At 73.0% G+C, this 21,515-nt stretch carries 19 protein-coding genes and 1 pseudogene; 18 read left to right on the top strand and 2 right to left on the bottom strand.

The genetic code is table 11. The features are described 5' to 3' along the window. The first annotated feature begins 53 nt into the window (after nucleotides 1–53). From OG899_RS04255 to OG899_RS04215, 9 genes are all read left to right on the top strand, one after another. Nucleotides 54–1,034: a nitronate monooxygenase family protein gene (locus OG899_RS04255; RefSeq protein ID WP_206345876.1), complete on the top strand. Its 981-nt coding sequence runs from the start codon at nucleotides 54–56 to the stop codon at nucleotides 1,032–1,034. 102 nt (nucleotides 1,035–1,136) lie between these two features. After that, on the top strand, nucleotides 1,137–1,727 hold the full coding sequence (locus OG899_RS04250) for a YciI family protein (protein ID WP_125499940.1): 591 nt from the start codon (nucleotides 1,137–1,139) through the stop codon (nucleotides 1,725–1,727). 28 nt (nucleotides 1,728–1,755) lie between these two features. Further along, entirely contained in the window at nucleotides 1,756–3,192 is a 1,437-nt protein-coding gene (locus OG899_RS04245; protein WP_168132278.1) for an FAD-binding protein, read from the top strand. Nucleotides 3,193–3,224: 32 nt separating this feature from the next. After that, entirely contained in the window at nucleotides 3,225–4,157 is a 933-nt protein-coding gene (locus tag OG899_RS04240; RefSeq protein ID WP_125499942.1) for a 3-hydroxy-3-methylglutaryl-CoA lyase, read from the top strand. Then, nucleotides 4,154–4,933, top strand: coding sequence for an alpha/beta hydrolase (locus tag OG899_RS04235; RefSeq protein ID WP_125499943.1), 780 nt, complete (start codon nucleotides 4,154–4,156; stop codon nucleotides 4,931–4,933). Before OG899_RS04240 ends, OG899_RS04235 begins: the two co-directional genes overlap by 4 nt. Next, nucleotides 4,930–6,780 (top strand): isocitrate/isopropylmalate family dehydrogenase, encoded by a 1,851-nt coding sequence (locus tag OG899_RS04230; protein ID WP_206345877.1) that lies wholly within the window; start codon nucleotides 4,930–4,932, stop codon nucleotides 6,778–6,780. The genes OG899_RS04235 and OG899_RS04230 overlap by 4 nt, the downstream gene beginning before the upstream one ends. Then, nucleotides 6,773–7,630, top strand: coding sequence for a DUF6282 family protein (locus OG899_RS04225; protein WP_168132279.1), 858 nt, complete (start codon nucleotides 6,773–6,775; stop codon nucleotides 7,628–7,630). The genes OG899_RS04230 and OG899_RS04225 overlap by 8 nt, the downstream gene beginning before the upstream one ends. A gap of 23 nt (nucleotides 7,631–7,653) precedes the next feature. After that, nucleotides 7,654–8,754 (top strand): phosphoenolpyruvate carboxylase, encoded by a 1,101-nt coding sequence (locus OG899_RS04220; protein ID WP_406310905.1) that lies wholly within the window; start codon nucleotides 7,654–7,656, stop codon nucleotides 8,752–8,754. A 67-nt stretch (nucleotides 8,755–8,821) separates the two neighbouring features. Continuing rightward, nucleotides 8,822–9,889 carry an MBL fold metallo-hydrolase gene (locus OG899_RS04215; protein ID WP_406310904.1) on the top strand — a complete coding sequence of 356 codons (1,068 nt, stop codon included), beginning with the start codon at nucleotides 8,822–8,824 and terminating at the stop codon, nucleotides 9,887–9,889. On the opposite strand, the gene OG899_RS04210 is transcribed toward OG899_RS04215, so the two are convergent. After that, nucleotides 9,882–10,085 carry a hypothetical protein gene (locus OG899_RS04210; protein ID WP_125500790.1) on the bottom strand — a complete coding sequence of 68 codons (204 nt, stop codon included), beginning with the start codon at nucleotides 10,083–10,085 and terminating at the stop codon, nucleotides 9,882–9,884. The two genes, OG899_RS04215 and OG899_RS04210, sit on opposite strands and share 8 nt — an antisense overlap. Before the next feature lie 211 nt (nucleotides 10,086–10,296). Beyond that, entirely contained in the window at nucleotides 10,297–10,983 is a 687-nt protein-coding gene (locus OG899_RS04205; RefSeq protein ID WP_168131766.1) for an MFS transporter, read from the bottom strand. A gap of 72 nt (nucleotides 10,984–11,055) precedes the next feature. On the opposite strand from OG899_RS04205, the gene OG899_RS04200 reads away from it, so the two are divergent. The 9 genes and pseudogenes from OG899_RS04200 to OG899_RS04160 all read left to right on the top strand — a co-directional run. Next, complete coding sequence (locus OG899_RS04200; RefSeq protein ID WP_125500792.1) at nucleotides 11,056–11,547, top strand: helix-turn-helix domain-containing protein; 492 nt, start codon at nucleotides 11,056–11,058, stop codon at nucleotides 11,545–11,547. A 639-nt stretch (nucleotides 11,548–12,186) separates the two neighbouring features. Then, nucleotides 12,187–12,969: a FadR/GntR family transcriptional regulator gene (locus OG899_RS04195; RefSeq protein ID WP_168131767.1), complete on the top strand. Its 783-nt coding sequence runs from the start codon at nucleotides 12,187–12,189 to the stop codon at nucleotides 12,967–12,969. Nucleotides 12,970–14,783: 1,814 nt separating this feature from the next. Further along, nucleotides 14,784–15,890, top strand: coding sequence for an NAD(P)-dependent alcohol dehydrogenase (locus OG899_RS04190; RefSeq protein ID WP_277348360.1), 1,107 nt, complete (start codon nucleotides 14,784–14,786; stop codon nucleotides 15,888–15,890). A gap of 317 nt (nucleotides 15,891–16,207) precedes the next feature. Further along, nucleotides 16,208–17,275 carry an MBL fold metallo-hydrolase gene (locus tag OG899_RS04185; protein ID WP_125500857.1) on the top strand — a complete coding sequence of 356 codons (1,068 nt, stop codon included), beginning with the start codon at nucleotides 16,208–16,210 and terminating at the stop codon, nucleotides 17,273–17,275. 35 nt (nucleotides 17,276–17,310) lie between these two features. Beyond that, nucleotides 17,311–17,952 (top strand): nuclear transport factor 2 family protein, encoded by a 642-nt coding sequence (locus OG899_RS04180; protein WP_125500856.1) that lies wholly within the window; start codon nucleotides 17,311–17,313, stop codon nucleotides 17,950–17,952. 87 nt (nucleotides 17,953–18,039) lie between these two features. Beyond that, a complete protein-coding gene (locus OG899_RS04175) occupies nucleotides 18,040–19,011 on the top strand; it encodes a zinc-binding alcohol dehydrogenase family protein (RefSeq protein ID WP_168131768.1) in 972 nt (323 codons plus the stop codon). 82 nt (nucleotides 19,012–19,093) lie between these two features. Then, nucleotides 19,094–20,554, top strand: coding sequence for an aldehyde dehydrogenase family protein (locus OG899_RS04170; RefSeq protein ID WP_125500405.1), 1,461 nt, complete (start codon nucleotides 19,094–19,096; stop codon nucleotides 20,552–20,554). Between the two features lie 166 nt (nucleotides 20,555–20,720). After that, nucleotides 20,721–21,305, top strand: a complete 585-nt coding sequence (locus OG899_RS04165; protein ID WP_125500404.1) for an NADPH-dependent FMN reductase — start codon at nucleotides 20,721–20,723, stop codon at nucleotides 21,303–21,305. A gap of 52 nt (nucleotides 21,306–21,357) precedes the next feature. Next, nucleotides 21,358–21,480 (top strand): annotated as a pseudogene (locus OG899_RS04160) (transposase); the annotation flags it as partial. Nucleotides 21,481–21,515: the final 35 nt, after the last annotated feature.

The following is a 21,515-nucleotide window of genomic DNA, read 5'->3' as shown; positions in this document are numbered from 1 at the left end:
GGCCGCCCGTGCCGAAAACCGAAACCGCCCGTGCCGAAAACCGAAGGAGAAATGTGATCTCGACCAAGCTCACAGAGCTGCTGGGAATCGACCACCCGGTGATCTGCGCACCGATGGGCTCGGTGGCCGGAGCCCGGCTCGCGACCGCCGTCACCCGGGCGGGCGGCCTGGGCCTCGTCGGCGTGAGCTACGGCGACGCGGCCTTCATCGACGAACACATGGCCCGGGCCGCGCAGGACGGCGGCGTCTGGGGCGCCGGCTGCGTCATGTTCACCTTCGACCAGCGCCCCGGACTGTGGGACAAGGTCCTCGGCTACGCGCCGCCGGTCGTCGCCCTGTCCTTCGGCGACTTCGACCAGATCCGGCGCTATGTGTCGTCCGCGGCGGCGAGCGGCGCCCATGTGGTGGTGCAGGTGCACGACACCGAGCAGGCCGTGGTCGCCGTCGAGGCCGGGGCCTCCGTGCTGGTGGCCCAGGGCGCCGAGGCCGGCGGTCACCACAAGACGCTGGCCACGCTGCCGCTCGTGCCGGCCGTGCTGGACGCCGTCGAGGGCGCCGTACCGGTGGTCGCCGCGGGCGGATTCGCCGACGGGCGGGGCCTGGCGGCCGCGCTCGCCCTGGGCGCCGACGGGGTGATGATGGGCACCCGCTTCGCCCTCACCGAGGAGTCCCTGGCCACCGAAGGTTTCAAGAAGACCCTCGTGTCCGCGTCGGCCACCGACACCGTCAACACCCGTGCCTTCGACGTGGTGCGCGGCATCCCCTGGGACGAGGTGTACCAGGCGCGTTCGGTGAGCAACGACTTCACCCGCGAGTGGACCGGACGCGACGCGGAACTGGCGGCGCGCCGCGCCGAGATCGAGCCCCGGTGGACCGCCGCGGTGGCCCGTGACGACACCTCCCAGCGGGCCCTGTTCGCGGGAGAGGTTCTCGACCTCGTCAGGGACGTGCGCCCGGCCGCCGACGTGGTGCACCGGACGGTCACCGAGGCCGAGGACGTCCTGCGCCGTCTCGCCACCCGCGTCACACCCTGAACCGGCCGTCGTGCCAACACCCGATCCAGCCCCTGCCCGGCCCGATCCGGCCCCAGCTCAGCACCCCACCGGCCCTGTGCCCACGCCCCCACCGGAGAGCCCGTGATCCACGTTCTGCTGCTCACCTACCTCAAGCCCCGCGACATCGTCAGCGCCCACATGGCCGAGCACAAGGCCTGGCTGCGCGACCACGCCGACCGCGGCCGCATCCTGCTCGCCGGCCCCCGGGCGGACGGCGGGGCCGTCGTCGTCACCGCCGACCTCGACGAGGCCACCGTGCGCGAACTGATCGAGACGGACCCGTGGCACCGGCTGGGCATCGCCTCCTACGAATGCATCCCCTTCGAGGCGCGCACCGCCAGCCCCGGTGTCATCACCGCGGCGGAACCGGACGACAGCGTGGTCCTGATCAACGTGGCCACCACCGAGGACGCACCGGCCACCGTCGACGCCCTGGCCGAGGCGGTGCGGCACGTCGCCGCCACGGCGGACGGCTTCCGCGGCTCACGCCTGCTCAGCTCCGTCGACGGCGACGCCGTGGTGAACTTCGCGGCCTGGGCGGACGAGAAACGTTTCCGGGCCATCTTCGACGACCCCGGTTTCGTCCGGCGCTACGAGCACTTCGCCCGCACCACGACCGGCGCCAAGTACCGCCTGTACCGCACCAGTCGGGTCATCACGCCCGACCGCTGACCCGCACCCGACCCACGAGGAGAGCCCCATGACCACTCCACCCGCGCCGGCCCCGTACGACCTCGTCGTCGTCGGATTCGGGGCAGCCGGCCTGTCGGCCGCTCTGTCCTTCGCCGAGGCCACACAGGACTGGCAGCGCCCCGCCCGGATCGCGATCCTCGAACGCTCCACCCGCGAGGAACGCGGCGGCGCCACCCGCTGGACCGGCGCCTTTTTGCGCATCGACCGGAACCGGGAACTGGACTCCGACTGGCCCGAGCACGTCAGCCGGGTCTCCGGCGGCCTGGCCGACGTCGACTACTGCCGCACCGTGCAGCAGGACACACCGCAGACCCTGGCGTTCGTCGAACGGCACGGCGTCGAGATCGCCTTCGACGACTTCCCGCTGCCGCACACCTTCATCGAGGGCACCCCGTCCATGACACCGCCCGCGAGCCCCCGCGGCGGCGGCGCGTCCATCGTCGAACGCCTCGGCACCGCCCTGGAGAACGACCCCCGCGTCGACATCCGCTACCGGACCGAGGCGCTGCACCTGACCACGACCGAGGACGGAGTCGTCGACGGCCTCGTGGTGCGCGGCGCCGACGGCCGCACCGAGCGGATCGCCGGCCGTGCGGTGGTCCTCGCCTGCGGCGGCTTCGAGGGGAACCCCGAGATGCTCACCCGCTACCTCGGCGACCGGGCCTGCGACCTGCCGCTCATCGCCCCCGGCGTGGCCCACAACCGCGGCGACGCCCTGCGCATGGCCCTGGAGCTCGGCGCGGACACGGCCGGTCAGTTCGACGGCATCCACGCCGAGCCGGTCGACCGCCGCACCCGGAAGGCCGACGCGGTGCTCTACGGCTTCGCCGGCGGCATCTTCGTCAACGGCCGCATGGAGCGCTTCTTCGACGAGGGCCGGGACACCTGGGACAACACCTTCGAGCACATCGGCTACGAGATCTGGAAGAACCAGGACCAGGAGGCGTACTGGATCGCCGACGCCAAGACCCTCGCCATCCCCGGCATCATGAACTCCCTGCTCAGCGACGTCCCGCCGGAGCAGGCCGACACCCTGGAGGAGCTCGCCGGGAAACTCGGCGTCGACCCCGAGGGCCTGCAGAAGACCGTCGCCGAGTTCAACGCGGCCGTCGGCCCCGGCCCGTTCGACCCGACCCGCTTCGACGGCAAGAGCACCGTGGGCCTGACCCCGCCGAAGTCCAACTGGGCGACCCCCCTGGACACCCCGCCGTTCATCGGTGTGCCGGTGACCGCCGCCATCTGCTTCACCTACGGCGGCATACGCACCGACTTGGACGCCCGCGTCGTCACCCCCTCCGGCACCGCCATCCCCGGCCTGTACGCCGCAGGTGAGGCCACCGGGCTCTTCTACCACGCGTACCCGCCGGCCACATCCGTACTGCGCTCGCTGATCTTCGGCCGGCGCGCCGCCCACCACGCGGCCGCCACCCTGCGGCCGGCCTGATCCCACCCCACGTCAGTTCTGCAGGAGGACGCATGAGCATCGTCAACATCGACGTCACCCTCCGCGACGGCGGCTACCGCAACGGATTCGCCTTCCCGCTGGACTACGCCCGCAAGCACGCGAAGCTGAGCGTCGCGGCCGGCTTCGACTGGGTCGAGATCGCCTACCGGAAGGGGTCGTTCGCCCCGATACCCGACCTGGGGCTGACCGGCCGCGGCGACGACGACTACATCGCGGCCATGGCCCGACAGATCGGCCCGGAGCATGTCGCGATGATTCTCCACCCGAAGAACATCACGCGCGACGACCTGCCCGCCATGTACGCGGCCGGAGCCCGTCTCGTCCGCATCATCCTGCCCGCCAAGGGCTACGAGACCGGACTGGAGTACGTCCGCCAGGCCAAGGACCTCGGTTTCACGGTCGGGGTGAACTTCGCCCGGATCACCCAGTGGCCGGGCAGGGACATCGTCGAGGTGGCCACCGCCGCCACCGACGCCGGAGCCGAGTTCGTATACCTGGCCGACTCCAACGGCAGCCTCTCCCCGGTGGACACCACCGACCTGACGACCCTGACCCGGTCGGTCACCGGGGGCGCGGTGGGCCTGCACGCGCACAACAACCTCGGGCTCGCCCTGGCGAACGCCATCAGCGCCGTCGAGGCCGGCGCGACATGGATGGACTCCTCGATCCAGGGCATGGGCAAGGGCCCGGGCAACCTCATCGCCGAACAGTGGCTGGCCCACCTGGACCGGACGGATCCCGAGGTCTCCGCCCGTCTCGACCTGGCCCCCCTGCTGGAGCTGGCCGACCTGCTGCTGGCCGAGATACCGGAGGGCAGGCCCTCGCTGCCGCTGCCCGACCTGGTGCTGGGCCGCTACGACCTGTCCGTGGAACACCGCAAGGACCTGCTCGGCGGCCACGACGAGGCCCTCGCCACCGCCCGTGTTCTCGCCGGCGTCCGGTGACCGACACCCGCCCGGCCGTGCCGACGGCGGTGTACCCACCGTCCACCGCCGTCGGCACGGCCCGCGCCCTGGTCTTCGCACCGGTCACCCCCCACTGGGACGAAGGAGCGTTCTTCACCCCGGTCGTGCGGAGCCTGAACCGGGCCGGAGTGCGGGTGACCGTGGTCGACACGCTGGCCCTGTGCGACGCGACGACACCCACGCTGGCCCGGCTCGCCGCCCGCTGGCGCGACCTGCTGCCCGCCTTCGGGCCGGTGGACGTGCTGTGCGGGAACGCGCTGGGCGGCGCGGTCGCCCAGGCACTGCTGCCCCACGTCGACCCGGCCACCGCCGTCCTGCTCGTCTCCGGCCCGGCCCGGACCGACGCCGTCCTGGAGCGGCGGCTCACCGAGATCGCCGACCTGGCCGCCGCGGGCCGCACCGAGGCGGCCCTCGGCCTGCTGCACCGGCGGGTGCAGCCCGCGGGCACCCCCACTCCCGGCCCGGCCGCCGCCCCGGCACCCGCCGGTGACGGCCCGCAGGCCGCCCGCCGCCTGTCCCGGGGACTGCGGCTGCTGTGCGGGATCGACGTCTCCGCGGCCGTCCGGGCCCATCCCGGCCCGCTGCTCCAGGTCGTCGGTGGCCGCTCCCAGCTGGTCGCCCTGCGGCACACCGCCGCCGCGCCGCACCACCGGGTGCACGTCGTCGCCGGGGCCGGCATGCGCCCCCACGCCGAACAGCCGGCAGCGGTGTCCGCGCTCGTCGCGGCCCTGCTGCGGCAGAAGGGACTGATATGAAGCCGACCGAGACCAAGAGCGTCGCCGTCCTCCCGGGCGACGGCATCGGGCCCGAGGTCGTGTCCGCCGCGCTAGACGTCGTCGACCAGCTCGGCCTCCCCCTGGACTTCCGGTTCGGGGAGATCGGCTGGGAGTGCTGGCGGCAGGAGGGCGACCCGGTGCCGCAGCGCACCTGGAAACTCCTGGCGGAGACCGACACCTGTCTGCTCGGCGCCGTCACCAGCAAGCCGCTGCGCGAGGCGGAGGCCGAACTCGCGCCGTCCCTGCGGGGCACCGGCCTGACCTACGTGTCCCCCGTCGTCCAGCTCCGTCAGCGCCTCGGCCTGTACGCCAACATCCGGCCCGTCACCGACCTGAAGGACGGCCGCTTCGACTTCACCGTCATCCGGGAGAACACCGAAGGCCTGTACGCCGGCATCGACGTCCACGGCCTTCAGGGCGCGCTGTGGGACGCGGTACGCCACCATCCCAACGCCCAGGCCTCGGGCCCCGACGCCACCAGCGTCACCCTCCGACTGCAGACCCGGTTCGGCATCGACCGGCTGCTGCGCTTCGGGTTCGCCTACGCCGAGAAGCACGGCCACCACCGGCTCACCCTCGTGGACAAACCCATGGTGCTGCGCCACAGCGGCAACCACCTCAGGGAACGCCTGGAACTCATCGCCCGGGACCACCCGGACATCGAGACCGAGATCCTCAACGTCGACGCCGTGGCCCTGTGGATGGTGCGCAGGCCGGAACGGTTCGGCGTGCTCGTCGCCGAGAACATGTTCGGCGACATCCTCTCCGACCTCGGTGCCGGTGTGATGGGCGGACTGGGGCTCGCACCCAGCGGCAACATCGGCGACCGCGGAAGCTACTTCGAGCCGGTGCACGGCAGTGCCCCCGGCATGGCGGGACAGGACAAGGCCAACCCCATGGCGATGCTGCTCACCGTCGCCCAGATGCTGGACCATCTCGGGCTGGCCGTACCGGGCGAGGACCTGCGCTCCGCCGTGCGCACGGTCGTCCGGGCCCGCACCGCCGTCACCTACGACCTGGGCGGCACCGCCGGCACCCGGCAGGCGGCCCGCGCGGTGGCCCGCGCACTGTCCGGCGGCACCCAGGCGGCGACGACCGCCCCCGCCGGGCAAGGGACGGCCGGTGCCGCGGCGGACACGGCCGAGGTGCCCCTGGACGTGGTGGACCGTCTGGCGGCCCTGGACACCGCGTCGATCTCCGACGCCCTGGACAGCCTCGGCATCCCCGGCGTCCTCACCGGCATCACCGCCCGTGTGCCGGGCGCCCGGGCGGCCGGCCGGGCCTTCACGGTCGGGTACCGGCCGGTGCAGGGCGGCACGCGGCGGTTCCGCAACGCCGCCGACTACCTGGACGAGGTGCCCGCCGGCTCGTTCGTCGTCATCGACAACGGCGGCAGCACCACCTGCACCAACTGGGGGTCGCTGCTGACCGCCGTGGCGCAGCGCCGGGGAGTGCGCGGCACCGCGCTGCACGGATCGGCCCGCGACATCGCCGAGATCCGCGCGGCGGGATACCCGCTGTTCAGCACCGGCACGACGATGGTCAGCGGCAAGAACCGGGTGGAACTGGCCGCCACCGGGCAGCCGATCACCATCGGCGGCGTCACCGTGCGGCCCGGCGACATCGTGGTCGCCGACGACAACGGCGTTCTCGTGGTGCCCGCCGAGCGCGCCGCCGAGGTCGCCGAACGCGCCGAACGCGTCGAGGGGACCGAGGCGGCCATCGCCGAGGCCGTGGCCGGCGGCATGCGTCTGGACGAGGCCCGCCGCACCTACGGCTACGCCCGGCCGTGGGAGGGCCCGGCACGGGCCGCCGGCCGTGCGTGACCTCGCCCGGCAGGTGGTGGACGTGCACTACCACGCGGGCCCCGACCTGTACCGGCGCCGTCTGACCGTCGGCGGCGCCGGCCGGGCCTACGCCGGCCTCGACGGCTGGGCGGTCGTCAAGAGCCACTTGGCGTCCACCGCGGCGAGCGCCTGGGAGGCCCGTCAGGAGGGGCTGCCCGTCTCCGGTGCCGTCGTCCTCAACGAGGTGGCGGGCGGCGTGCACCCCCGGGTCGTGGAGCAGGCGGTCTACGCCCACGGCCCGGACAGCCCGGCCCGGCTGCTCGTCCACCTGCCGACCATGGTCGCCTCCGGGCACCGGTCCGCGCTGCGCCGGGAGCCGTTCCACCCCATGCTGGAGGTGGACCGCTGGCGCACCGCACGGGTCCTGGAGGCTCCCGGCCGGCTGCGCCGCGCGGTCCGGGAGGTGCTCGTGGCCGCCAAGGACCTGCCGGTCGCCGTGGCGACCGGGCACTGCGACCGGGAGGAGACGCTGCGCCTGGTCGACGAGGCCGTGCGCCTCGGCCTGCCCCGGCTCCTGCTGACCCATGCCACGCACCCGATGTCCGGCCTCACCGTCGAGGACGTCTCCCAGCTGGCCGACGTGCCCGGCCTGTACGTCGAGTTCACGGCACTGACGCTGCTGCTGGGCCACCGCGACGCCCGCCACCTCGGTGCACTGGTCCGTGCGCACCCCCGCACGGTGTTCAGCTCGGACCTCGGCCAGCCGGACCAGCCGGAGCCGGGGGAGTGGCTGCGGCTCAGCCGGGACTGGTTCGAGCACGCCGGGCTGACCGCGCATCAGGTGCGTGCCGTCACCGGACTCAACCCCGCGGGGCTGTTGTCGCCCTGAAACCGCTGTCCCAGGGAGGACGCGTGAACGTCCCGATCGAGAACGACGCTCTGCGCGCCGACATCCGCCGGCTGGGGGACCTCCTCGGGGAGACCCTGGTCCGGCAGGAAGGTCCCGAACTCCTCGACCTGGTGGAGAAGGTCCGCCGACTCACCCGGGAGGACGGCGAAGCCGCCGCCGAACTGCTGCGCGGCACCGAACTGGAGACCGCGGCCAAGCTGGTGCGCGCCTTCTCCACCTACTTCCACCTGGCCAACGTCACCGAACAGGTCCACCGCGGCCGCGAGCTGCGCGCCCGCCGCGCCGCCGAGGGCGGCCAGCTCGCCCGCACCGTGGACCGGCTGAAGGACGCCGACCCCGAGCACCTCCGCCAGACCGTGCGGAACCTGAACGTCCGCCCGGTGTTCACCGCCCACCCCACCGAGGCCGCCCGCCGCTCGGTGCTGAACAAGCTGCGCCGGATCGCGGCGCTGCTGGAGACCCCGGTCGTCGCCTCCGACCGGCGTCGCCTGGACCGTCGCCTGGCGGAGAACATCGACCTGGTCTGGCAGACCGACGAGCTGCGCGTGGTCCGTCCGGAACCCACCGACGAGGCCCGCAACGCCGTCTACTACCTGGACGAACTCCACGCCGAGGCGGTCGGCGACGTCCTGGAGGACCTCACCGCCGAACTCGAACGCATCGGCATCACCCTCCCGGACGACACCCGCCCGCTCACCTTCGGCACCTGGATCGGCGGCGACCGCGACGGCAACCCCAACGTGACCCCCGAGGTCACCTGGGACGTGCTGATCCTCCAGCACGAACACGGCATCAACGACGCGCTCGACATGATCGACGAGCTGCGCGGATTCCTGTCCAACTCCATCCGCTACACCGGCGCCACCGAGGAACTCCCCGCCTCCCTCCAAGGCGAGCGCGAACTCCTCGACCACCAGCCGGTGCTGAAGCAGACCTTCGCCATCCGCGACGCCTACCTGGACCCGATCTCCTACCTCCAGGTCGCCCTGCTCAAGCGACAGCGCGACGCCGCAGCCGCCGGCCAGGACCCCGACCCGCTGCTCTCCCGCGCCCTGCTGCTCACCGTCAACGGCGTCGCCGCCGGCCTCCGCAACACCGGCTGACCACCACCCCCCTGCACACCCGCGCCCCCGGGGCCACCCGCCCCGGCAGGTACCGACACGGAGCCCCATGACCGACCGAACCGATCACCCGAAGCTCTCACGCCGCGCCACACTGCGCGCGGCCCTGGCCACCGCCACGGCGACCACCGGAGTGCTCGCCGCCGCGGCCTCGGCCCACGGCCGGGCCGACGACCCGCACCCGCCCGGACCGACGCACCGTCGGCCCCGCACCGGGGCCCTCAACGTCCAGTCGGCCGTCCGCACCCTGACCGTGGGGGACGTACGGCTCACCTACGTCGTCGACGCGGCCATGGAACTGGACCCCGCCGGTTTCCTCCCGGCCGTACCGGCCGACCACTGGCGCGAGCACCCCGGAGACCTGACACCGTCGGGACGCATCGCCGCATCCGCCGGGGGGCTGCTCGTCGAACGCGGCAGACGCCGCCTGCTCATCGACGTCGGCCTCGGCGGCAACGTCCTGGACCCCTCGCTCGGCATCGCGCGCGGTGGCGCCCTGCTGCGCACCCTGCGGGCACTGAAGGTGCCGGAGCGGTCCATCGACACGGTGGCCTTCACCCACCTGCACACCGACCACACCGGTATCGGCTTTCTCCGCGACGACCACCAGGCCACGCGTCCCGCCTTCCCGCGCGCCGACTACCTCGTCGCCGACCGGGAATGGGGGCCGTTCTGGCGCCGCGAGGTCACCGTCGGGGCCCCGTCCTGGGACGAGTTCATGGTGCCGCTGTCCCGTGTGGTGCACCGGTTCGACGACGGCGACGAGATCTGGCCCGGCGTCCGGGCGCTGATCACGCCGGGCCACAGCCCGGGACACACCACCTACGTCATCTCGGCCACCGGCGGACGGCGCATCCTGGTCTTCGGCGACGCCTTCCACACCCCGGCCCAGATCACCCGCCCCGACTGGCCCTCCGGGCCCGACACCGACGTCGACGTCGTCCTGCAGGCACGCCGCACCCTCCTCGCCTCGCTGACCGCACCCCGGACACTCGCGTTCGCCTTTCACTTCGGCGACCAGGCCTTCGGCCGCGTCGCACGGGACGCGACCGGCACCGCCCGCTGGCATCCGGTTCCGGCCCGCGCCCTGCTGCCCCACCCGGTCCGTCTCACCTGACGCCGGCCGGGCACCCGCACGTCCGCTCCACCGCCCCCGGGCACGCACTGCCGCGCACCCGCCGGGCCGCCCGCCGGGCCACGGTCTCCAGCTCCGCGGCCGTGTCCTCGTCCACGTCCACGGCGGCCAGCGCCCGGTGCCAGATCCGCCGTCCGTCGTGGTCCCGGCCGACGAGGGCACCGGCGAGTGCGCACATGGCCGCGGCGGGGTTGATGCGGCATCGCCGCTGGTGAGCCGGTGGCGGGCGGCGCCGGGCGCCTGCGACATGTGTGCCACGGTGCGCCCGAGGCACACGTGTGCCGGGGCGCGCACACGGTGTGCGCCGACCGCACACCCTCGGTGCGGCGCGGCTGCCCGCACCGCACAGCACAGCACCGCACCGCACCGGAGGTGTGGCCTCCGCGTCGTCAGGCGGCGCCCAGACGCGGTCGGTTGCGCACCAGCAGTGCGGAGGCCGGCGCCGCGCACAGGAGCACGACCGCGATGACGGCCATGCCCGTGTGCACTCCAAAGGTGAAGGCGTCGCCGACCGCGGCCGTCACGTTCGGCGGGGCCGCGCCGTCGCTCCTGCCGGAGAAGACGGCGTGCTCGACCGCGGGCCAGGCCGCCCTGGGCACGCCGTGGGCCTCGAGCCGGTCCGGCAGTTGCGACGGGAGCCGGCCGGCGAGGAGGGCGCCGAGCAGGGACGAGCCGGTGACGGTGCCGACCTGGCGGAAGGCGTTGACCGCTCCCGAGGCCATGCCGGCGCGTTCATGGGAGACGCTGACCAGGGCCGCCGTGGCCACCATCCTGCTCGCGGCGCCGAAGAGGGCGTACAGCCACCACACGTGGGAGTACGGCGTGCCGGGTCCCATGGTGGCGAGTCCGGCGGTGGCGGCAGCCCCGAGGACGAAGCCCAGCGTCAGCGGGAGTATGAAGCCGGTGCGGCGGATCAGCCGTCCGGCCGCGTAGGCGACGACGACGTACGTGCCGAACAGGGCCAGCAGGCGCCCTCCCACGTCCAGGGCGGACAGACGCTGGACCCGTTCGTGGAAGAGCACCGACAGGATGGACACGCCGGTGAAGCCGAACAGGGAGACGGCCGCGACGAACATCACGGCGCTGAACGACGCCGACCCGCTGCCATCGGTCGAGGCACGTCAGGTGGGAGCGGGAGGACGGCGGCGATGAGCGATCTGCGGGCGGAGCGGGACACCTGGTCCATGGCCGACTGCTCCATCGCCCGGACCCTGGAGATCGTCGGCACCAGAACGGCGATGCTGATCCTGCGCGAGGCGTTCCCGGGCACCCGCCGCTTCGACGACTTCGCCCGGCGCGTCGGCATCGGCGAACCCGCCACCGCCGCGCGGCTGAAGGAACTCACCGCCGCCGGACTGCTGGAGCGCGTCCCCTACCGCGAGCCCGGCCAGCGGACGCGGTACGCCTATCAGCTGACCGACAAGGGGCGGGACTTCCTGCCCGTGCTCACGGCACTGCGGCAGTGGGGCGACACCTGGGTCGCCGGCGAGCAGGGGCGGCCGGTCGTCGCCCGGTACAAGCGGTGCGGTGGCGAGGTGCGCGCCGTGCTGCGGTGCGAGGAGGGGCACGAGGTGCCGTTCGGGGAGTCGTACCTCGACGCCGGTCCCGGACTGCTGCGTCTCGAGCCGGACGCCTCCTGATCGCGCAAGGCGGCCGGCGGCGCGGGGCGGGACCGCTCGCGGTGACCCAGGGCGCCTCCCCCGCCGCACCGCTCAGGACGCGGTCTCGGGGGCGGCTGTCGGGAAGCCGGCTGAGGCCGCGGCTGGGACGGTTGCCGGGGCTGGATGCGTGTGTGTCGGGCGTGTGGTCGGCTTCTTCTGGCGTCTGGGGGCTGTGGCTCTCGGGCTCTCGGGGGTATGTGCTCTGCTGTCGCCTCCGGAGATGGGGTCTTGAGCGGGCGGGCCGCGCGCGGTGGTGTGTTTTCCGGCCGGGTCGGGGCCGGGCCGGGGTACTTGGAACGCGGGCCGGTTGGCGGACCTGCACGGGCGTGGGCGCAGGGGTGGTCCCGGATCGCCTGGGACATGCACGGTGTGCTGGCGTGTGCGGTGAGCCGGGTGGGGTGTGTGCGGTGAGCCGGGTGGGGTGAGGGGGTGCCTGGTGCCGGGGCTCGGGGTGAGGGGGTGCCTGGTGCCGGGGCTCGGGGTGAGGGGTGGCTGTGGGGTCTCGGGGTGCTCGCGGCGTGCGGTCCGGCGGTGTTTATCATGGCCGGATGGCCGCGCTCGGTGCGTAAGGGTGCGGGTGTGACAGGTCGGGTTGCGGCTGGTAGGAGCACAGTGGCGATGGCAGTGCCGGGGCGCCGATCGGAGAGTGCGCGACAGGGCGGCGGGGCGTTCCGCATCGAGCCGGTGTCCCGGGTTGCGGACCGGGTCGCGGAGCAGATCCGCTCCTACATCGTGGATGAGGGTCTGGCTGAGGGGGAGCGGCTGCCCAGTGAGCGGCGGCTGGCGGAGCTGGTGGGCAGTTCCCGTCCGACGGTCAGCCAGGCGTTGCGGTCGCTGGCGGTGCAGGGGCTGGTGACGATCCGGCCGGGTTCCGGCGCGTACGTGCTGCGCCGACCGGCGAGCATGGTGGACGCGAGCATTGAGCTGATGCTGCGTCTGGAGCCGGATTCGACCGGGGAGGCGGCGCATCTGCGGTTCCTGCTGGAGCTGGCGGCGGGGCGGCAGGCGATCGCGCACCGGGCCGGGGACCTTGAGCCGCTGGAGCGGGCACTGGAGGGGCTGCGGCGGGCGCGGGGGAGTGCGGCGGAGTGGATCGCGGCCGAGTCCGTGTTCCATGTCGAGGTCGTGCGCCTGGCCGGCAACAGGTTCCTGACGAGCCTGTTCTCCAGCATGCACACCGCGCTGGTGGAGAAGGCGTACGAGCGGTGGGTGGCCGAGGAGCAGGCGCCGAGCTGGCTGACGGGCGAAGGGTTCGAGGAGCAGATCGCTTTGCACGAGCCGATGGCGCAGGCGCTGGCGCAGGGCCGGCGCCGGGAGTTCGAGCGTGCCGCGATCGCCCACCAGCGTGCGCTGCTGGAGCACATGGACCTGCACCTGCCCGGCTGGGATCGCGGCCTGTAACCCGCCGTGCGCCCGCATGTGCGCGGGCCGGCGCCGCCGTATCCCTCGCCGGCAGGGGAGAGGGGACGGTTCCCCGCTGCCGGGCAGCGCGGGCTCACACGTCCGCAGCAGCCGGTGACAGCGTCCTCGCTGCCCGCCCCCTTTTCCGGGTACGCCCGATCCCCTGACAGGCGGAAGCGGCAGAACGTCTCACCGCGGTCCCGGTCCGCCCCGCCCGTGCCCCGGCTGCGCCCTGGCCGTGCCTCGGACGGACGGATGCCGCCTCAGCCGCCCACGGCGCCCGGACACTCCTCTGCTCGCCGGCTGTCCCGCTCCTCGTACGGCAGAACGGGCGACGGCAGGGGGTCGTGCGCGAGGGGGAGATGCCCTCAGGTTCCAGGGCGCGGACCTCTCGGGCCGTCCCCGCCAGGAGGCGTGGAACCGCCGGAACGGCCCAAGGGGGCGTGCTGGCGGACGCGGTCCGGGAGTTGGGTGCGGACGCAGCGGAGAAACACGGACGAGGGGGCGCGACACGGGCCGGCGCCGTCCCGCGCCGGGCGGGAACGAAACCGTCACAGCACGCACCGCAGCCCTGGCACGGGTGTGTGTCCCCGGCGGAGCGGTGCGCTCGGCTCTCGACCGCCCCGCCCACCTGCCCTTGTCTGTGCGCGCCCCGCCCGTCTGCCCGTGACCCTCTTCCCCGGGCCGGGGGCCGCGGTCCCCGGCCCCTCGTGCTCCCGCTGCACTGATCGCTGCTGTCCGCCCGCCGTACAGCCGCCTCCCTGCAGGGCCTTCCCGCCTCCCCTGCACTCGTGACGCGGATCACACAAAAGCAAGGGGGTGGGCGGAATACCTGCGGCCCGGAATTGGCTATGCCACTTGTCCGATAAATTGGCTAAGCCGCTTAGCCGGATGGAGGAGGGGGCGGCGGCCCGGCACAGGGCCGCCACCCCCTGGAGACGCGAAGGCCGGAACATGACCTGGATCACCAACGGCACACCAGCCCGGGCGCACCCCGACCGGACCGCTGACGGCCGGACCGCTGACGGCCGGACCGCTGACGGCCGGACCGCTGACGGCCGGACCGCCGGCAGACCGCCGCCCCACCGGGCAGCGCACGCCCCACCGCCCAGGCCCCGGGACCGCTCCCACCGCAGAGGAAGGGGCAGAGGCCCCGGGAGAAGGAGTCCTCAGGTGTCCGTGAGAAAGGCCGCAGGAGCACTGACCGCGACTCGGCCGGCTTCCGGTCACCCCGGCGCCCCAGGCACACCCGGTTCGGCTCCCGCACCGTCGCGCGGCGGGAACCCGGCACCGCGCCGTCGGCCGGCAGCCGCCCACGTGTGCACACACAGGGCACCCGTGACGGCCGCCACGCCCGGCGGGCCGTGACCGCCCCACACCAGGGCGGGCACCTCCCCGCTCGCCCCCAGGGGACGGCGCGGCGTCCGGGCAGCCCCTGGGCGAGGCGGTCATCCGGTTCAGGACACGATCCCGGCCTGGAAGAACCAGCGGGAGAACCTGCCGACCAGCACCCCAGGCCGGTGCGCACACCCGGCGCAACCAGCCCCCGCACCCCCGCCCGGCACACCGCGATGGGTGCCTTGGCATCCCGCGCCGGGCCGCCGGCACCCCTCCCGCCCCCGGCCACAGCGGCACACCCGCCTAACCCGACCCCCGACCCGAACTCACCACCCAACCCCCACCCCCAGATCACACCCTCCCCTTCTTCTCCTTCACACCCGAGCACACGACCACCCACCCCCTCGCCCGTCCCTGCGGAGCGAACCCGCCCCCGGGGGAAGCGGGAGGGACGAACCCGCGAAAGAAGCACGACCATGCCGTCTGCACCCATGACCGTCGAAGCAGCCGTCGTCGAGGCGAAAGGCGACCCCTTCCGCATCAGGACGGTCCCCCTCGAAGAGCCCCGCGCCGACGAGGTCCTGGTCCGCGTCGTGGCGACCGGCGTCTGCCAGACCGACGCCCACAGCCGCAACCAGGACTACCCCATCCCGATGCCCGTGATCCTCGGCCACGAAGGCGCCGGCATCGTCGAACAGGTCGGCTCAGCCGTGAAGGACCTGGCACCCGGCGACCACGTCGCGATGACCTTCCCCTCCTGCGGACGCTGCGACGCCTGCCGCGCCGGGTTCCCCGCCAACTGCACCCACGGCTTCGAACTGGCCTTCGGCGCCTCCCGTCAGGACGGCAGCAACGCCTACGGCGACGGCGTCCACGGCCACTTCTTCGGCCAGTCCTCCTTCGCCCGCTACGCCCTGGCCACCGAACGCAACACCGTGCGCCTCCCCGACGACATGCCGCTGGAACTGGCCGGCCCGCTCGGCTGCGGCATGCAGACCGGTGCCGGCGCCGTGATGAACTCCCTCGAGGTCGGCGCCGGCGAGTCCCTGGTCGTCCTGGGCACCGGAGCGGTCGGCCTGGCCGCCGTGATGGCCGCCAAGGCCGTGGGCGCCACCACCATCGTCGCGGTCGACATCAACCCCTCCCGCCTGGCCCTGGCCGAGGAACTCGGCGCCACCCACACCGTCAACGCGTCCACCGAGGACACCGACACGCGGCTGCGGCAGATCCGCCCCGACGGATACCACTACATCCTCGAGATCACCGCCCAGCCCCGTATGCTCGCCCTCGCCGTCGACCACCTGCGCCCCATGGGAACGGCCGCCCTCATCGGCGGAGCCCCGGCCGGCACCACCGCCCCCATCGACATGAACCGCCTCCTCAACGGCGGCCGTCGGCTGCGCGGCATCGCCCAGGGCGACTCCGTCCCGCAGATCTTCATCCCGCAGCTGGTCGACCTCTACCGCGCGGGCAAGTTCCCCGTGGACCGCCTGGTGCGCACCTACGACTTCGCCGACATCAACCAGGCCTTCGCCGACGCCGCCGGCGGTGAGGTCATCAAGCCCGTCCTCCTCATGAACTGACCCCGCCCCCGGCCCGGGGGACCGGAACCACCGGACCCCGAGACCCCGAGACCGGAACCGGAACTCTGGGCCCGGCCCCCGGCCCGCACCCTCGGCGCTTCCGGCCCCCTCCGGGACACCGCTGCGCCCAGGCACCCGCCCGCGGCCACGGCACCCCCGGCCCTCGGCCGGCCGACAGGCCGCCGGCCGCAGCCCCGGCCCCCCGGGGCCCGCCCCCTCGGAGGGCAGCCCCGGACAACGGGCCCCCAAGACCCCGGCCGCCTTGAGCGGTCGGCAACCACCAACCCAACCCCAACACACCAAGAAAGACCACACAGATGACGGACAACACCAAGCCCGCCTGGCTCGTGGACGACCTCGGTCCCAAGGGCGCCAGCTTCGTCAAGCTCACCGACTTCGCACCCCCGCCCGAGCGCTCCCACGGCATCCTCTTCACCCGTGACCGCCTCGAGAAGGGCTACCACGTCTCCGAGATCCGCGACGGCGTCTACTGGGTCTCCGTCGGCTGGTACGACTGCATGTTCGTCGTCACCGGATCCGGCGTCGTCGTCCTCGACGCACCGCCCGCCATCGGCGAACGCCTCCTGGCGGCCATCGAATCCGTCACCAGCGAGCCGGTCACCCACCTCATCTACAGCCACTGGCACGCGGACCACATCGGCGCCGCCTCCATGTTCGGCCCCGACATCACCATCGTCGCGCACGAGCGCACCCGCGAGCTGCTCGCCCGCTTCCCCGACCCCTACCGGCCCCTGCCCACGGAGACCTTCGCCACCGACGCCACCCTCGAGGTCGGCGGCGTCCCCATCGAGCTGTCCTACAAGGGTCAGAACCACACCGAGGGCAACATCTTCACCTACCTGCCCCGCCAGAAGGTCCTCGGCGCCATCGACATCGCCAGCCCCGCCTGGGTCACCTTCCGCGACTGCGACTCCTCCGAGAACCTCGCCGGCTGGGAACAGGCCCACCACCAGGTCCTCGAGTACGACTTCGACACCGTCGTCAGCGGCCACGTCTCCCGCCTGGGCAACCGCGCCGACGTCGAGGAAGGCGTCGAGTACATCGACGACCTGGTCCGCTACTCCCGCGAAGCCCTCGAGACCATCCCCATGGAGTACTTCCACGCCGGCATGGACGGCCCCTACAAGGCCGCCTTCCGCGCCGTGGAGGAGAACTACTTCGCGGCCCTGGTCAACTACGTCACCAAGAAGGTCCTGGAGCGCACCACCTCCAACGGCCAGCGCTGGGAGGAGCGCCTCAACGGCGCCGACGTCCTGACCAAGCACAACGCCTACGCGATGCTCGAGAAGACCCGCCTGGAACGGACCCACAACGGCTACATGCGGCGCGACGGCACCCCCAGCAGCGACAAGTTCTTCATCTGACCCGCCCGCACACCGAACGACACCCGAGCACCATCATGACCACCACCACAACCACCCCGGCCGGCGGCACCGATGCCGACACCGCCGCCATCCGCGCCCTGATCGACAACTGGATCCTGTGGCGCGACGCCGGCGACTGGGACCGCTTCCGCACCGTCTTCCACCCCGGTGCCCGCGTCCTGGCCACCTGGCAGCAGGGCAGCGCCGACGACTTCATCGCCGCCTCGAAGGACGGCTGGGAGCGCGGCGTGAGCATCCTGCACTCCCACGGCGGCACCACCATCGACGTCGCCGGCGACCGAGCCGTCGCCCAGACGAAGATGACCATCGCCCAACGCGCCGACGTCGACGGCGTCACGTGCGACGTCGTCTGCACGGGCCGGTTCTACGACTTCTTCGCCAAGCGCGACGGCCGCTGGGGCATGGTCCTGCGCCAGCCCATCTACGAACGCGACCGCCTCGACCCCGTCACCCCCGGCATCTGGCCCGACCTGGACCCGGAGCTGCTCGCCCGCTTCCCGGTCGGCTACCGCCACCTGGCCTACCTGCAGACCCGGCTCGGCTACGCCGTCAAGACCGACATGCCCGGCACCACCGGCCCGCGCACCGACGCCCTCTACGCCCTCGGCCGGGCCTGGCTCGACGGCACCGCCGACAGCCTCGACCACTGGACATAATCCACCCCCATCCCCACACGCACCGGCCGGGGCCGTGCCCCGCACGGCCCCGGCCCCCACCCCCACCCCCACGGAAAGGCACCCACCATGCGCGCGGTCCGCATCACCGCCCACGGAGGACCCGACGCCCTCACCGTCCAGGACATCCCCACCCCCCGCCGCACCCCCGGCACCGTCCTGGTCCAGGTGCGCGCCGCCACCGTCAACCCCGTCGACCTCGCCAACCTGGCCGGCAAGGTCACCTCGGCCGTCCACCGCCCCGCAAGCCCCCTGCCCCGCACGGCAGGCCGCGACTACGCCGGCGTCGTCACCGACGGTCCCGACCACCTGCGCGGCCTGGAGGTCTGGGGCACCAGCGGAGGACTGGCCGTCACCCACGACGGCGCCCAGGCCGACTACCTCCTCGTCCCCGAGGACACCGTCCGCCCCAAACCCGCCTCTCTCACCTTCGCCGAGGCAGCCGCCGTCGGACTCACCCACACCGTGGCCTGGCTCGCCCTCGTCGACCGCATCGACCTCCACGCCGGCGAGACCCTCCTGGTCACCGGCGCCTCCGGAGCCGTCGCCCGTGCCGCCACCGACATCGCCCACTGGCACGGCGCCACCGTCATCGCCGCCGACCGGCGCCCGGCCGACGACCTCACCGCCGACGTCACCATCGACACCACCACTCACGACCTGACCCAGGCCGTCCTGCGCGCCACCGACGGCACCGGCGTCGACGCCGTCCTCGACACCGTCGGCGGCCCCCTGCTCGACCCCGCCCTCACCACGCTGCGCCCCGGCGGCCGCGCCGCCGTCATCGCCAGCGCCCTCACCCCCACCGCCACCGTCGACGTCCTCGACTTCTACCGCAACGACCGCACCCTCCACGGCGTCAACACCCTGAACCTGCCCCTGGCGAAGGCCGCCGACATCCTGGACATCCTGCGCCGCGGCTTCGACACCGGCGCCCTGACACCTCCCAGGACCACCACCTTCCCCCTGGATGAGGCCTCCGCCGCCTACCAGGCCGTCGTCGACGGCACCCCCGGCACCAAGATCGTCCTCACCCCCTGACCCCCGCCCCGGGGCCCGGTACCCCACCCCGCGCCCCGGCGCGACCCCACCCATCACCCACTCACCCTGTACGGAACACACCATGCCCCACCCCACCACCCACGCCCAGAACTGGATCGACGGCACCTGGACGGACTCTCCCATCCACGACGACAGCTACGACCCCGCCACCGGCACCCACATCGGCACCTACGCCAAGGCCACCCGCGGCCAGGTCGAACAGGCCATCGCCGCCGCTCACCGCGCCTTCCGCACCACCTCCTGGCGCCACGACCGCAGGCTGCGCGCCGCCGTCCTCAACGCCATGGCCGACCGCATCGAGGAACGCCGCGACGACCTCATCGACCTCCTCGCCCTCGACAACGGCAAGATCAAGGCCGAAGCCGCTCTCGAGATCGACATGGTCGCCCCCAAACTGCGTTACAACGCCGCCCTCGCCCTCAGCGACCACGGCCGCGCCGCCGAAGTACGCCCCGGCAGCTACTCCATGGTCGTCCGCGAACCCCTCGGCGTCGCCGGCGTCATCACTCCCTGGAACTCCCCGGTCATCCTGACCATCCGCTCCCTGGCCCCTGCCCTCGCGGCCGGCTGCACCGCCGTGGTCAAGCTCCCCGAACAGACCGCCCAGATCAACCACCTGTTCACCGAGATCATCACCCAGACCGACGGTCTGGCACCCGGCGTCCTGAACATGCTCACCGCCGACCGTGACGCCGCAGCCGCCCTGATCGACTCACCCGACGTCCCCGCCATCAGCTTCACCGGCAGCACCGCCACCGGAAAGGCCATCTCCGCCGCCGGCGCCGCCCACCTCAAGCGGTTCGGCCTCGAACTCGGCGGCAAGACCCCCGTCATCCTCTTCGAGTCCGCCGACCTCACCCAGGCGCTCCCCGTCGTGGAGAAGGCCCTGACCACCTTCGCCGGCCAGTTCTGCATGACCGGAAGCCGCCTGCTCGTACACCGCTCCCTCGCCGACCAGGTCCGCGACCAGCTCGCCCAGCGCCTGCGCGCCGTCAAGCCCGGCCCCGCCGCCGATCCCACCAGCGACATGGGCCCCCTCATCGACCGGGCCAACGTCACCCGGGTCGACACCCTCGTCGAGAAGGCGATCGCCGCCGGCGCCCGCCCCATCGTCCGCGGCGGCCCCGTCACCGACGGCCCCCTCGCCGACGGCGCCTTCTACCGCCCCACCCTCCTCGAAGTCACCGACCCCACGCTCGACATCGTCCAGGAGGAAGTCTTCGGCCCCGTCCTGACCCTGCAGGTCTTCGACACCGAGACCGAAGCCGTCACCCTCGCCAACGACAGCGTCTACGGCCTGGCCGCCAGCGTCTGGAGCCGCGACGTCGACCAGCCCCTGCGCGTCGCCCGCGAACTCGAAGCCGGCACCGTCTGGATCAACGACTGGGCCACCATCTACGACGAGTTCGAAGAAGGCGGCTACAAGCACAGCGGCCAGGGCCGCCTCAACGGCTTCGCCGCCCTGGAGGACTTCACCGAGTACAAGCACATCGCCCTGCGCCCCGGCACCATCGAGCGCTGACCGCCGCCCGGCCCGGCGGCACACCCCGCCGGGCCGTGGCCCGCACAGCACACCTCGCCCCCGCGCCGCTCAGCCCTGACCCGGCCGGGGTACCGCCCGGCACCGCCACGGGGCGCCACCACCCCCCTGCACGCACAGCGCAGCACACACAACCGTCAGGAAGAACATGACACACCTGAAGATCATCGTCGCCAGCACCCGGCCGGGACGCGTCGGCCTGCCCGTCGCCCGATGGGTCGAGTCGGAAGCCCGCGCACACAACGGCTTCGACGACATCGAACTCGTCGACCTGGCAGAGCTCGACCTGCCCTTCATGAACGAACCCCACCACCCACGACTGGGCCAGTACGTCCACCAGCACACCCGTGACTGGAGCAAGAAGGTCGCCGAGGCCGACGCCTTCGTCTTCGTCATGCCCGAATACAACTACGGCTACAACGCCGAGCTGAAGAACGCCCTCGACTACCTGTACAACGAATGGCAGTACAAGCCCGTCGGCCTGGCCAGCTACGGTGGCGTCTCCGCCGGCACCCGCGCCGCCCAGATGATCAAACAGGTGGTCACCGCCCTCAAGATGGTGCCCGTCAACGAGGCGATCTCCATCCCCTTCGTCCACACCTTCCTCGACGACGGCAAGACCATCGTTCCCAACGACGTCATGCGCGAGGCAGCCACCCTCATGCTCGACGAACTCACCCGCGTCGAGGCGGTCCTCCGCCCCCTGCGCACACCACGGCCGGAGACACACTGACCGTCCACCCGCACCTGTCGGCGTACACACCGCCGCCTGGCGGTGGCCTGATCACCGGCAGGTGATCGACGCGATCGCCTTCGAGGACCGCACCGGCACACCGTGGACGGACCTGCCCGAGCGCTACGGCTCGTGGAACGGCGTCCACAACCGGCTGCGGAAGCGGGCCGCCGACGGCACCCGGGAGAAGGCCCCGACCGCTCTGCTCTC

Origin of the sequence: Streptomyces thermoviolaceus, from assembly GCF_045209695.1 — a bacterium.
Taxonomy (GTDB): domain Bacteria; phylum Actinomycetota; class Actinomycetes; order Streptomycetales; family Streptomycetaceae; genus Streptomyces; species Streptomyces thermoviolaceus.
The sequence above is the reverse complement of the archived record's forward strand: the minus strand, read 5'-3'. Positions and strand labels throughout refer to the sequence as shown.

Excerpts from the sequence above, each read along its gene's own strand:
- OG899_RS04190 (WP_277348360.1), top strand. The coding sequence starts at position 14,784 with ATGCCGTCTGCACCCATGACCGTCGAAGCAGCCGTCGTCGAGGCGAAA.
- OG899_RS04205 (WP_168131766.1), bottom strand. The coding sequence starts at position 10,983 with ATGTTCGTCGCGGCCGTCTCCCTGTTCGGCTTCACCGGCGTGTCCATC.
- OG899_RS04195 (WP_168131767.1), top strand. The coding sequence starts at position 12,187 with ATGGCAGTGCCGGGGCGCCGATCGGAGAGTGCGCGACAGGGCGGCGGG.
- OG899_RS04185 (WP_125500857.1), top strand. The coding sequence starts at position 16,208 with ATGACGGACAACACCAAGCCCGCCTGGCTCGTGGACGACCTCGGTCCC.
- OG899_RS04215 (WP_406310904.1), top strand. The coding sequence starts at position 8,822 with ATGACCGACCGAACCGATCACCCGAAGCTCTCACGCCGCGCCACACTG.
- OG899_RS04180 (WP_125500856.1), top strand. The coding sequence starts at position 17,311 with ATGACCACCACCACAACCACCCCGGCCGGCGGCACCGATGCCGACACC.
- OG899_RS04245 (WP_168132278.1), top strand. The coding sequence starts at position 1,756 with ATGACCACTCCACCCGCGCCGGCCCCGTACGACCTCGTCGTCGTCGGA.
- OG899_RS04240 (WP_125499942.1), top strand. The coding sequence starts at position 3,225 with ATGAGCATCGTCAACATCGACGTCACCCTCCGCGACGGCGGCTACCGC.
- OG899_RS04200 (WP_125500792.1), top strand. The coding sequence starts at position 11,056 with ATGAGCGATCTGCGGGCGGAGCGGGACACCTGGTCCATGGCCGACTGC.
- OG899_RS04230 (WP_206345877.1), top strand. The coding sequence starts at position 4,930 with ATGAAGCCGACCGAGACCAAGAGCGTCGCCGTCCTCCCGGGCGACGGC.
- OG899_RS04210 (WP_125500790.1), bottom strand. The coding sequence starts at position 10,085 with ATGTGCGCACTCGCCGGTGCCCTCGTCGGCCGGGACCACGACGGACGG.
- OG899_RS04170 (WP_125500405.1), top strand. The coding sequence starts at position 19,094 with ATGCCCCACCCCACCACCCACGCCCAGAACTGGATCGACGGCACCTGG.
- OG899_RS04165 (WP_125500404.1), top strand. The coding sequence starts at position 20,721 with ATGACACACCTGAAGATCATCGTCGCCAGCACCCGGCCGGGACGCGTC.
- OG899_RS04175 (WP_168131768.1), top strand. The coding sequence starts at position 18,040 with ATGCGCGCGGTCCGCATCACCGCCCACGGAGGACCCGACGCCCTCACC.